The organism is Lysinibacillus sp. BNK-21 (assembly GCF_048684915.1).
GTDB classification, from domain to species: Bacteria; Bacillota; Bacilli; order Bacillales_A; family Planococcaceae; genus Lysinibacillus; species Lysinibacillus capsici.
The window spans coordinates 60,481-73,002 of record NZ_JBLQTS010000001.1 but is presented as its reverse complement, the minus strand read 5'-3'; the positions used below and the strand labels follow the sequence as shown (position 1 = coordinate 73,002).

Below are 12,522 nucleotides of genomic sequence, written 5' to 3'. Positions count from 1 at the left end.
TAGTTGATTGTGTAAATATTCATTTGATTTAAATTACTAGCCACCTCTATAATAAAAATAAAATCCAAGTAAATCAATATGATTTGTTAATGAGGGGGCTCATAAAATGGCAGAGGAAAGATTAATGATGAAGGCTTTATCTATGGACATAATTACCGCAAAAATGTTTACAGAATTACATCTCTCCATTACAGAGCAGTACGGAGAGCATGGTCGGAGATTAGTACAAAAAGGCTTAGAGGCGTTTGGTTTAAAGGATGCTGAAGCCATGGCGAAAAAAGCAACAGCAGAAGGGGAAAATCATACTTTCTTTGAATACTTACCCCAAATCGTTGTAGGTGAAGAGAAATTTGCTAATTTAACACCGTTTGCTCGATTTTCTAAAATGTTTGCACAGATTGCCAAGCCAGTTGTAGATGAATATGGAGAAGCTGGTGAACAAGTGATTATGCGGGCAGTAGAGCGTTTTGGTCATAAGCGAGGCCAAGGTATTGCTCAACGTGCTCGCACAAACGGTCTAGAAAATTCCGTGGAGCATTATTTAACTAACTATGATATGGGTCGCAGTGATTTGTTTGAAATCGATACAGTTTATAAGGAAAATGAGGTTGAACAAACGTTTACTCACTGCCCATTAGGTCAACAATGGGCAGATGATGATATGGGTAAATATGGAATTTTGTATTGTAAAGTCATCGACCCCTCTATTGCTAAAGGGTACAATAAAAGCCTAGAGGTGGTACATGATCAATTTGTTTTACGTGAAGGACAGTGCCACTTCCAATTCCAAATGAAAGAGTGATGTCATGATTAACGGAGTTAGGCTCGTACAGCATCTTCAAGACTTAAGCCAAATTGGTCGTAATGAAAAGACAGGTGGCATTAACCGCTTCTCGTTCACACCAGAAGAAAAGCAGGCAATTGAGTTAGTTACAACTTATATGGAACAAGCAGGTATGAATGTCACAATCGATGCAGTTGGAAACCTTATTGGTACATATGGTGAAGGAAATGAAACCATTATGCTAGGTTCTCACATCGATACAGTACCAGAGGGTGGCAAATATGATGGAGCATTAGGGGTGCTAGCAGCTATTGAAGTGGTACATACTATGCATGAGCAACAGTTGATACCCTCTAAAAAAATTCAAGTTGTCGCTTTTAAGGATGAGGAAGGAACGAGATTTGGCTTTGGGCTCCTTGGCAGTAGTGCAATGGCTGGTCTTTTAACAGAGGAGCAATTACAGCATACAGATGAAGCTGGCATTTCCATCGAAGAAGCCATGAAAGATTTCCATTTATCACCTTATCCTTTAACACAAGTGCATCGTAATGACATAAAAGCTTATTTAGAAATGCATATCGAGCAAGGAAAAGTGTTAGAAAATGAAGGCCTACCAGTCGGTGTTGTCACAGGTATTGCAGCCCCATTATGGTTAGAGGTAACCGTAACGGGTGTCAGTGAACATGCTGGTGCAACCCCTATGCCGATTCGTCAGGATGCTCTAACTGCAGCAAGTGAAATGATTTTAGCTATTGAGCAACTATTAACCAATACAACAGATTCCGTTGCAACGGTTGGTAAGCTAACGGTCTCCCCAAATGGGACAAACGTTATACCAGGTAAAGTTACGTTCTCGATTGATCTTCGTGATATTGACGAAAATAAAGTAAGTGCATTAGAGCAAGAAATTATGCAACAACTTCAACAAATTGCTGAACGAAGACATGTCTCGTTGGCTTCCAAAGTATTACAGCGCATTAAGCCTGCAAAAACCGATGCCTTACTACAACAGCAACTTACTACAAGTATTGAAAAGCAAGGTATACGTCCTTATTCTCTCATAAGTGGTGCTGGGCATGATGCAATGAATATAGCTGAAATTGCCCCGATTGGGATGCTATTCGTCCGTTCAAAGGATGGTATTAGTCACAATCCTTTAGAATACAGTTCAGATGAGGATATTATTGTAGCAACTAATATTTTTTATGATACAGTTGTTGAACTTGCTAAATAGACTACTATATAGAAGAAAGCCATTCTCTAATTTTTTTTAGAATGGCTTTTTTAATTTTATCCATAACCTTCATTTTTAGCTTGAGTAATCATCTTTTGAATAAAAGGCTCTTTTTTCAGGGTATATGTTGGGCGAATCATATTGAAAAAGATAGCCCAATTTGGTTTATAGTCAGACAATACCACTTCAATTTTTTTCATGTGTCATTCACCTCACTGTTTTGAAATAAGCCAACTATAAATAAAGCGTATTTACCTTAAAATAATAAATCTATTTCGTTTTTAAATTTCCCTTTATATAAGAAGATCTCTCTATTTTTGATTGAACTGGTTTCATTTTAGCATAAGGAATATTATCTCTTTTAATATGATATAGTGTAATTATGGTTAATTTTCCAAAATAATTGAAAGGGGCTATAAAATGGAAGAGATTTTAACAATTACGAATTTAACGAAGAGTTATGGAAACAAGGAAATTTTGAAAGGGATTGACCTTCACGCAGCTAGAGGTGAAATCATCGGTTATATCGGCCCCAATGGCGCGGGTAAAAGTACAACTGTAAAACTTATTCTAGGGCTAGAAGGTGATTATGGTGGCGAAATTAAGCTCTTTGGGAAAAGCATAGGACAAGACCAAATTGATTATAAACGGCGAATTGGTTACGTCCCTGAAATCGCTGATGTTTATGATAACTTAACAGGCTATGAGTATTTAACCTTCATCGGCCAGCTATATGGATTAGAGCTAGAGGAGGCGGCTGACAAATCCAAATCACTAATGGAACTGTTTGGAGTTGGTGAAGCATACCATTCTAGAATTTCTTCCTATTCTAAAGGCATGCGTCAAAAACTACTAATTATTGCAAGCCTTATACATAATCCAGACCTGCTATTTTTAGATGAACCAATCAATGGCCTAGACGCAAACAGTGTCATGATTTTTAAAGAAATCTTAACGCAACTAGCTGCCAATGGAAAGACTATATTTTACTCATCACACATTATGGATGTCGTTGAAAAAATCAGTAGCCGCATCATTTTGCTGTATGATGGAAAAATTGCAGCGGACGGAACATTTGCCCAATTACAAGCAGATAATACTGAAGGAACATTAGAAAGAATTTTTAACCAGTTAACAGGATTTCATGAACATCAGGAAATCGGAGAAAAATTTGTGTCCGTCGTTCGTGGGGGACAATTATGACAGATTTCAAAACGCTACGATTGCTTGATAAGTTCCGATGGCTTTTTATAAAAATGGGCATTGATTATGACATGATGAGAAAAATCCTCCATATAAAATTAACAATGGATGAACGGAAAGTACCTACCCTATTTAATCAAAACAAAAAGAAAGACAATCAAAAGTATGGCTACATTAAGTCTCTATGGATTTATATGTTATTCGGGCTTATACTCATCCCGCTTATGGGATTTGGTCAAAATTTTCTATTTCAGATGAGTATCGCCTTTGCAATGATCATCTTTTTGATTATGACTTCATTGATTTCTGACTTTTCTTCTGTGCTTTTAGATGTACGAGATAAAAGCATACTTTCAACTAAGCCTATTTCAGCTAAAACAATTAATGCAGCAAAATTTATGCATATTTTTATTTATTTATCCTATTTAACATTGGCCCTAACAGCCATCCCTCTAATAGTCAGCCTTTTTACTCAAGGTATTGTGTTTTTTATTTTAACAGGTCTTGAGATTCTATTAATGAATTTATTTATAGTTGCCATCACAGCCATTTTATATATTGCCATTTTACGCTTCTTCGATGGTGAAAAGCTGAAGGATATGATTAATTATGTACAAATCGCTTTATCTCTAATGCTGATGATTGGCTACCAAGTTCTTATTCGATCCTTTGAATTCGTCAATTTAGATATGGTAGTATCGTTTCATTGGTGGAACCTCTTCTTAATACCGATGTGGTTCGCTGCCCCTTATGAACTCATACTGCATGGTGACACATCCTTATTGACAGTCATTTATACCATCTTAGCAGTGATTGTACCTATTATTTCGATTTGGATCTATATTAAACTCATACCAACCTTTGAACGCAATCTCCAAAAACTGCTAAGTACAAGTAAGTCTAAAAAGGAAAAGAACAATCGACTAAAGTCCTTTTTATTAACCATTGTGTGTAGAACACACGAGGAACGAGCTTTCTATCGCTTCGCAGCTCTGATGATGAAGCAAGAGCGAGAGTTTAAGCTAAAGGTCTACCCATCTTTAGGCTTTTCATTTATTATTCCCTTTATTTTCATGTTTACTTTTAGCAGAGGGGAAGAAGTCGATTATGCTAGTAGTATGAGCTATTTAAATATCTATTTTAGTATGATGATTATACCATCCGCTGTCCTTATGCTTGGTCACTCTGCTAAATATAAGGCTGCATGGATTTATAAAACGCTACCGCTTAAAGATTATACAAATTTACAAAAAGGTAGCTTAAAGGCATTTTTAATTAAATTGTATACTCCGTTATTTTTAGTACTAAGTATAGTCTTTAGCTATATTTATAGTATTCGAATTATCCCTGATTTACTAGCTGTTTTGGTAACAAGCTGGTTATATACCATCCTTTGTTTCGTCATGATGACAAACAAATTACCCTTTACCAAACCCTATGATGAAGTTAATGATGCGCAAGGCTGGAAGATTCTTTTGTTATTGCTCCCTTTAGGTTTACTTGTAGGGCTGCACTATGTAATAGCTAGTCAGATAACATACGGCTCTACTATATATTTCATTGTGCTTTTCTTCATCAACATCTTGATATGGAAACTGGTTTTTAAATCGAAAAAATAACCAAAAAACGGCTCAAATCCTATAATAGAGTGGGATCAGCCGTTTTTCCATGCTATGGTGTTTAAAAGATAAATGCAACGATTTCTTCCTCACCGCTTTTCATATCTTTTATTTTATACATATTTTGATTGACCTCGTTATCTCCTAATACAATAACCTTTGGTGTGTTTTCACGATTGGCTTTTTCCATCGCCTTCTTCACTTTTTTCCCACTTAGCTCAACTTCTATCTTATATTTTTCTCGCCGTAATGCAGTTGCTAGCTTTAGTGCCTCTTTTTCTGTTCCCAGAGGAATAATATAAATATCCACGCTAGGAGCGTTTTGCTCTGTTTTTCCCGAAAGCTCCAATGCTGTATAGATGACATCTAAACCAAATGAAATACCAACAGTAGCATAGGTTTGATTTGTCTCTAAAAGGCCACCAATAGCATTGTCATAGCGTCCCCCACTACCAATACTTGAGCGGATTGTTCCATCTGCTAAAAAAATTTCATAAATTGTTCCTGTGTAAATTTCAAGTCCCCTCGCTAAAAATGGATTGAAAATACATTGGTCACTTATTTCAAGTGCCTCTAAATAAGAAGTTAGTTCCATTAATTCCTGTAAACCTTGATGTAAAAAGACATTCTCGGTCGCGAATCCTTCAAAATACGCCATACTTATTTGAGGACGTTCATCTAAAAAGTGCTTTATTTTATGAATACTATTATCTGATAACCCCAATGCCTTCAATTCTGCGAGCATTGTTTTCTCGTCTATTTTTTCAATCTTATCTAATGTTAAAATAACTCGATTCATTTGTTCCTGTTCAACCTCAAATAATTGCAGTAAACCAACTAAAAGCTTGCGATTATTATATTGGAGATTAATTTTAAGTTTAAGCTGATTAAAGGCATCTAGCGCCATCATCATTAGCTCCGCCTCAGCAGCCTGTGATTCTACCCCAACAATATCTACATCACATTGTGTAAATTCGCGAAAACGGCCAGCCTTGATGGGGCCATCTCGAAACACTTTGCCAATCTCATATCGTTTAAATGGCATAGCAATCGCTGGATTCATCGCTACAACTTTTGCAAATGGAATTGTTAAATCATAGCGTAACGCTAAATCTCGCTCACCTCGATCTGTTAATGTATACATCTCCTCTAAAATCTCAGCACCACCAGCATATTTAGAAGCCATCAACTCTGTATAGTTAAGAATAGGTGTTTCTAACGGCTTGCAGCCATAGGCTATAAATGTATCTTCTAACGTACGTCGTATCACACGACGAGTAGCCTCTTGCTCTGGTAAATAATCTTGTGTTCCTCGAACATTCTGATAGTCCATTATTTTTTTCATCATAATCTCCTCCTCATTTTTTGAGCAATAAAAAAACCGTATAGCGATAAAGCTTCAAATCAGCTTTATTTATACGATTACATGAGAAATAGTCTTCCTATTCAATATTAATAAGTTAATAAAGATAGCAAGACTAGTGATGATGATGATGTTTTGTTGTGAATGATTGGACAAGAGTAATGACCATGTTTATTCCCCCTTTTATATTAAGGGTTACTATAAGACACACCCAATAGAATGTCAAATTTTTTCTAAAATTCATACAGTATTTTTTTCATTTTTTCTAGAGTAGCTAACATTTCAGCTAATTCTTCAGTTGTTAAGTTAGCATGGTACTTTTCTGTAATCTGTTGATTAAAGGCTTCAATTTCCTGTTTATATAATAGACCCTTCTCACCCAATTCAATAGAAAATGCACGCTTATCCTCCTCATGCTGCCTTTTCATTATATAGCCATCCTGTTCAAGCTTGGTTAATTGCTGACTCACTGCACTTTTTGTAATAGCCATTTTATCTGCTAGTTCTGAGGGTGAGCAGGATGGATGACGCATCACTAATGTTAAAAGAACATATTGCTGATTATTTAAGGCGAAATTAGTATAAGCCCTTTCCATTTTCTCAAGCATGATCCAAATATCTTCAATGGTTTGATTTATTTGCTCCGCTACCTGGTTATTCTTCATTTTTTTGAGTGTCACCTTTTTCTCGCCATTTTTTAGGATTTAGATAGCTTTTAAATTTGTTGGCTACTTCTTTTCCAACAAGTAAAGCACCAAGCCAAAATAAGATTTCAGCCATAATAATACTTCCTGGTATAATCCCTGCCTTTACTTTTGTAGGTATCGGTGTGAAAGGTGTAATAATTGGGATTAACCATAAAGAAAGTGAAAAGATAATAAAGCCTAGTCCAAGCTTATAAGCAAAAGATTTTTGTGTTTTTTCGTTAGAGGTCATGTATCTTCTCCTGTACAATAATTAATTTATTTAAGTTAACTAAACTATATGATACATTTCTTTTTATGTAAAGCCCTTTAATCTTTATAAGAAATTAAAAAGCCCCATCTATTTGAATAGCGAAGAATCAAATAGATGGGGCTGCTAGTACTGTTATTTTCCAAATGTAAGTGGTATACGAAGCTCTGCATCTGGATAATTCGTAGTATATTTCCAAATATAAATATCAAGATCTTTATCTTTAAAATTCTTATACTCATCCATCTGCTTATTATTTTCATCACCAAGTATGCGAGTCATCATAGGCATTCCATAATTTCGCTCTTTATGATCTAGATAATAAGTCTGAGAGACACCACCAAATGTAGGTTCAGTGCTAAAGGATTCCACATAGAGATTGCTATCTTTCTTATAGTAAGTCCATGTAATTGAATACTCTCCAATCGTAGATGTCTTACTTTGAGGTGTATCTGATATATCAGTCAAATGAATCGGTTGCTCGTCACCGTCTTTTATATCAACACGATGTTTAGCTACCAATGCCACAGTTTGATTCGCTAACGAGGTCACATCCACTCCAGTCAATTCAAAACGAAGTTCGGTTTTATAAGGCTCGTTTTCTATATCCCATCTACCTCCATCCAAAAGTACGCCACCAATATCCAGCTGATAGTCCATGTAAGGAATATGTGCATATTTTTCCTTATGGGTCAGTATTAAACGTACCTGTGTTGGAGTAACTTTCATTTCATGAATTACTATTCCATTAGATGCATTTTCTAAAGGAATATTGACGACTTTTTTAAATGATCCCTTGTTTAATTGTTCTTTGGATAAATTCATCTCTATATTCCAATTATCCTTTGCAATATCTAATGTATGTTCATAAGTTAGTTGGAACTTTGTATCCTTCGCTCGTAAGCTATCTGAAGTGAAAATTTGCTGACTAAAGTATTCACCAGTTGCACCAGGAGTTCCAAAAACAGGTATTTCCGCTTCTTTAATAGTCTGATTTTTATCATCTAGCGCCTTAATTCGTACCCATTTGTTCTTCATTTCAGAATCTGTAAATTGAACCGCTGATTGAAGCATTACTTTCCCGTCTGATTGTTCAAAGGTTTGTAGAATTACATTGTCAATTCCATCCTTTTGAATGGTGAAATTCTGCGTATGAGAGTTATTAGGGTTGTAATTAATAGGCAGTTCTTTATCACCAATAGAATGAATATTCTTCATTAAAAATTTAATGTCTGACTTCTGATTATCTGCCACCCAGTCTGTCTCAAAATACCCTTGGAAAAGACCAAGATCTTCATTCCAGCGATGTGAGTAATTCCCTTGAATAAAATCACCATTAGAATCTTGAAGTCCGATTTCATCAAAACTCACATTCATTCCATCCCAAGTGGCATCAGGTTTCAAACTATATAAAAGAAAGGTTCTGTTATCATCGATAAACGCCGTATGTACGGTCAACGTAAACCCATCCTTCGTAACGGATTTCTCAATCGTCTGCCCTAAGCCCTGGTCTAATGCAGACTGAATACCAGCTCTATAAGATAGAATAGTTGACCAATCATAGTTCAGTGCTGCATAGACAGGTGTAGCCATTAGAGCAACAGCTAATCCTGCGACCAAAACAAATCTCTTCCTTTTTCGAGGTAGAAGTTCGATCGGTTCATTTACCATTTTTAATTCATCCTGCTGGATACCATTCCACATTTGTTCAAAGTCAGGATACTTCATGTTATGGTCTGCGTTCATCTCTTTTTTCAATTTCTTTTCAATGCGTTCCAAATTGATTCTCTCCCTTCAACCATAAATTTTGATTTTTTTCTAGTTTTTTGCGCATGATTTTCAATGCCTTATGGAGTCTCGATTTCACTGTTCCCACTGGAATCTTTAGGGTTTCCGCAATTTCCACTAATGATAGCTCACCAATGTAGCGGAGGGTGACAACAGCCATTAACTTTTCTGGTAACTGTCTGAGTAGTGCCTCCCACTCCTCCTCAGCTGCCTTCTCCAGTACAATGGTGTCTACAGATTTAACTGATGCCGTAGTTTGCTCCTGTAGCAACTGTACCTGACTCACTTTTTTTAACTGAGCCTGCTTTCTTTTAAGCAAATTTAAACATTGATTCATCGCAATCCGTAAAATCCAAGCACGTGTATGCTCTACACTTCTCCAATCCTGACGAAAAACGGTGACAAATACATCATGGCAGAGATCTTCCGCATCTTGGGCATTCCGTAGCATGTAATAACAGGTACGGTAAACATCTTTGTTGTATGAATCGAATAATTCACGTTCTGTCAATCCAAGGCACTCCTTTCTGATGGTTCTACGTTATAAACAAATGACTACTTGAAAAGGTTCATTTCTTTAAGAAATTCATATACGTACTTTTTTAATTTAGTGTTTATGTAAAAAGATCCAGTTAATGTGCAAAAAAAAACAGATGGCAATAGAGGTCCGTTATGGAACATCTAATCCATCTGTTTTTGGCTATTGGGAAATGGTGAGCGAAGGCAATATCATGAATCACATTTGATTCTTCTAGAAACTAATTTTAAACTTCACCTTTTTTTCGTGCTGTCATTTCATCTTTCATTTCATCTTTTAAAGCTTCAATTGACTGTTTACGTCGCTTATTTTTTTCCTTTAGCCTGTTACTTTCTAGAGGATCTGCAAATTCCATACTAATTTCTGCTTCCTGCACTCTCTCCTCAGTATTTTTAACAATATCACGAATGCGTTCAACATTATTGGAGCGATCATCTGGTTTTCGATGTCTTGAATTAGCCATGTTAACCTCCTCAAATTATGACATAAGGTTATTTTGGAATGATTTTATCATTATATGAGTGCTAACTTTTGCTAAAATAACATCCTTTAAGCGCTATCTATCCAATAATTCTACCTTCATTAGAAGCAATTAAGTTTCCACCTGACAGGATTTTAAGACAATCTCTTCCTTCAAACCTTCATAGGCAGATTTTGAATGCATAAATACATATAAAACTAGGGAGAGGAAAATAGCTACAATTCCAAAGACAATGCAGACCATTTGTAGGGAGAGCCATTCCGCTAGCAACCCTAAGGCTAACGTAAAGACAATCTGTAGCACATTAATGACCATCGTTGAAACACTACCAAAACGGCCCATAATTGATGTCGGTACACTTATTTGATAAAAGGTGCTGTAGCCTGCATTACAAAATGACATACATATTCCTAATGCTACAAAGCTAACAATCGCCATTATCACATTCGGTGAAGAGTAAAACAATGTATAGCAAATTGTGGTCAAAAGCAGACCAGAGACAATATATTGTCTTGTTGAAAACCTTTTAGCATAACGAGCAGCCATTGCTCCACCAATAATAGCCCCAATTCCAGCGATACTAACGATGACACCATATAGACTATCTGAAGCTTGAAGGTTTTGTTTAATAAATGTAGCTTCCTGTGAATCTAATGCAAAGGCAATCATCAATGCACCTTGAAAATAAAGAAATACTTTGGCAAAGACTTGCTCTTTTTTTATATAGGCGTAGACAATACCATAATCCTCTTTTAGCATCCTCCAAGTAATGGGTTTTCGGTGCATGTCCTGATGATCTTCTACTGCGGGAAGCTTAAAAATGGAGAGTGCACAGATAAAGAACGTCAAAGCATTAAACCAAAACGCTATAGAAATATTGGAAATGGCAATGATAAACCCAGCCAATGCTGGCCCAATTAAAAATGAGCCTGAGCTAAACATTCCTAATATTGCATTAAAGGATTGTTTATCTTCATCTGGTATATATTTCGAAATATAATAGGTACTACTTGGCCCAAAAAAGCTACTTGCTATATTAGATAAAAATAAAACACAATAGATGAGCCAAATAGAGGACGTAAAAGGTAACAATAAAATCAATATGCCACGAATAATATCACTATAGATCATTAATTTTTGTTTATTCGATCGATCAATGATGGAGCCTGCAAAAAAGCTTGTTAAAATTCGAGCAATCGGTCCTACAATAAATATACTCGCCATAGCAGTAGGCGATTCTGTTAAATGCCAAACTAATAAATTGAGCGCAACTAGATTCACCCAATTTCCTAAATACGAGAAACCAAAGCCAAATAGAATGAGCCAATACTTCCTAGCAATGCTCATAAGTCCCCTTTCTATCACCAAAATGAATGATTGGTCTTTTTTGACATAAAAGTATTCCTTTAGATAATCATATCTATCGATGAATAGCTGTGCAACTAAAAATAGCAACCCTTAGCTAAGTTCATAGCTTTGGGTTGCCTTTTTAGTTAGTTGAATCTCGATCGATTAATATCGGTTTGAAGCGATATAGTTTTTGGTCATCAGCTAGATGTTCTTTTTTAATTTTTGCTAAGAGCAATGATGCCGCTTTCTGTGCCATTGGTAAAATGGGCTGTTGCAATGTTGTAATGGAAGGTGTTAAAAAATTGGCATATGGTACATCATCCACAGCAATTACTTGTACATCATTAGGCACATGTAAGTTTCTTTTTTTAATATAAAGCATTAATTCTTGGAAAATACGATCATTTGCCGCAATGATTCCCCTTGGTGGTTGCTCCAATGTAAACAATTGATTAAAAATCTCTGTCATCTGAGCTGGCTCACCATTTTTTATATAGCGCTCATCGATCAACAGATTCCTATTTCTGAGTGCTTGACGAAACCCTTCTAAACGTTCGACACGAGGAGTAATCGGTAAGGCTAAAGAAGTAGTGATAATGGCTATTGGTTGCTTTCGAAATGTCTCCACTGCCGTATCCATGGCAGAAAAATTATCAAGCAATACAGCAGGAATATCTACTCCCTCAATAAAACGGTCAATAAAAACGATTGGCATTGCTTGTTGATGAAGTCTTATGTAGAGATTTTTGTTTTCTCCTGTTGGAAAAACGATTAAGCCATCCACCTGTTTTTCTAGTAAAGTTTCGATATGCTTTTTCTCTTTTTTAGGGTTATCCGCTGAGTTACACACAATCATATGAAAGCCTTCTTTATCGAACTCTGCTTCCAATGCATTTATTATTTTTGTTGAAAAGTCATGGATAATATTCGCCACAATAATACCAATTGTAAAGGTAGATTTCTGTTTTAAGCTACGAGCCATTAAATTTGGACGATATTGCAATGCTTCAATAGCCTCTTCAATTTTCTTACGAGTCTCTGCACTCATATATTCATATCGCTTATTCAAATATTGCGATACTGTACTATTCGAAACATTTGCATATTGTGCAACATCGGCAATTGTTGTTTTTTTCACTAAAATCAATCTCCTACCTATAATATGAAAACTCTCCTTGGTATTATGTAGCATAGCATACTTTACTGGT

The 12,522-nt window shown here is 35.9% G+C and carries 13 protein-coding genes; 4 read left to right on the top strand and 9 right to left on the bottom strand.

The window, feature by feature from the left end; translation table 11 throughout:
- Nucleotides 1-106 precede the first annotated feature (106 nt).
- The gene (locus ACMGGO_RS00340; RefSeq protein WP_420281497.1) at nt 107-802 is read left to right on the top strand and encodes an L-2-amino-thiazoline-4-carboxylic acid hydrolase; all 696 of its coding nucleotides are present in this window, start codon (nt 107-109) and stop codon (nt 800-802) included.
- Between the two features lie 4 nt (nt 803-806).
- Nucleotides 807-2,018, top strand: a complete 1,212-nt coding sequence (locus tag ACMGGO_RS00335; RefSeq protein ID WP_420281496.1) for a Zn-dependent hydrolase — start codon at nt 807-809, stop codon at nt 2,016-2,018.
- Nucleotides 2,019-2,074: 56 nt separating this feature from the next.
- On the opposite strand, the gene ACMGGO_RS00330 is transcribed toward ACMGGO_RS00335, so the two are convergent.
- Nucleotides 2,075-2,218 (bottom strand): hypothetical protein, encoded by a 144-nt coding sequence (locus ACMGGO_RS00330; RefSeq protein WP_420281495.1) that lies wholly within the window; start codon nt 2,216-2,218, stop codon nt 2,075-2,077.
- A gap of 220 nt (nt 2,219-2,438) precedes the next feature.
- Here ACMGGO_RS00330 and ACMGGO_RS00325 point away from each other — a divergent pair, with 220 nt between their 5' ends.
- Both ACMGGO_RS00325 and ACMGGO_RS00320 read left to right on the top strand, forming a co-directional pair.
- Nucleotides 2,439-3,221: an ABC transporter ATP-binding protein gene (locus ACMGGO_RS00325; protein ID WP_066037934.1), complete on the top strand. Its 783-nt coding sequence runs from the start codon at nt 2,439-2,441 to the stop codon at nt 3,219-3,221.
- Nucleotides 3,218-4,840, top strand: coding sequence for a hypothetical protein (locus ACMGGO_RS00320; RefSeq protein ID WP_420281494.1), 1,623 nt, complete (start codon nt 3,218-3,220; stop codon nt 4,838-4,840). Before ACMGGO_RS00325 ends, ACMGGO_RS00320 begins: the two co-directional genes overlap by 4 nt.
- A gap of 61 nt (nt 4,841-4,901) precedes the next feature.
- Here the strand turns inward: ACMGGO_RS00320 and ACMGGO_RS00315 are convergent, their stop codons facing one another.
- The 8 genes from ACMGGO_RS00315 to ACMGGO_RS00280 all read right to left on the bottom strand — a co-directional run bounded on the left by ACMGGO_RS00315 (nt 4,902) and on the right by ACMGGO_RS00280 (nt 12,452).
- On the bottom strand, nt 4,902-6,185 hold the full coding sequence (locus ACMGGO_RS00315; RefSeq protein ID WP_420281493.1) for a histidine--tRNA ligase: 1,284 nt from the start codon (nt 6,183-6,185) through the stop codon (nt 4,902-4,904).
- A 251-nt stretch (nt 6,186-6,436) separates the two neighbouring features.
- Nucleotides 6,437-6,868 (bottom strand): MarR family winged helix-turn-helix transcriptional regulator, encoded by a 432-nt coding sequence (locus tag ACMGGO_RS00310; RefSeq protein ID WP_054549710.1) that lies wholly within the window; start codon nt 6,866-6,868, stop codon nt 6,437-6,439.
- Entirely contained in the window at nt 6,858-7,139 is a 282-nt protein-coding gene (locus ACMGGO_RS00305; protein ID WP_420281492.1) for a transporter suffix domain-containing protein, read from the bottom strand. The genes ACMGGO_RS00310 and ACMGGO_RS00305 overlap by 11 nt, the downstream gene beginning before the upstream one ends.
- Nucleotides 7,140-7,292: 153 nt before the next feature.
- Complete coding sequence (locus ACMGGO_RS00300; RefSeq protein ID WP_420281491.1) at nt 7,293-8,936, bottom strand: DUF4179 domain-containing protein; 1,644 nt, start codon at nt 8,934-8,936, stop codon at nt 7,293-7,295.
- Complete coding sequence (locus ACMGGO_RS00295) at nt 8,923-9,456, bottom strand: RNA polymerase sigma factor (protein WP_066037930.1); 534 nt, start codon at nt 9,454-9,456, stop codon at nt 8,923-8,925. The genes ACMGGO_RS00300 and ACMGGO_RS00295 overlap by 14 nt, the downstream gene beginning before the upstream one ends.
- A 253-nt stretch (nt 9,457-9,709) precedes the next feature.
- Nucleotides 9,710-9,946: a small acid-soluble spore protein Tlp gene (locus ACMGGO_RS00290; RefSeq protein ID WP_054549713.1), complete on the bottom strand. Its 237-nt coding sequence runs from the start codon at nt 9,944-9,946 to the stop codon at nt 9,710-9,712.
- Between the two features lie 129 nt (nt 9,947-10,075).
- Complete coding sequence (locus ACMGGO_RS00285; protein ID WP_420281490.1) at nt 10,076-11,311, bottom strand: MFS transporter; 1,236 nt, start codon at nt 11,309-11,311, stop codon at nt 10,076-10,078.
- A gap of 142 nt (nt 11,312-11,453) precedes the next feature.
- Nucleotides 11,454-12,452 carry a LacI family DNA-binding transcriptional regulator gene (locus tag ACMGGO_RS00280; RefSeq protein ID WP_054549715.1) on the bottom strand — a complete coding sequence of 333 codons (999 nt, stop codon included), beginning with the start codon at nt 12,450-12,452 and terminating at the stop codon, nt 11,454-11,456.
- Nucleotides 12,453-12,522: the final 70 nt, after the last annotated feature.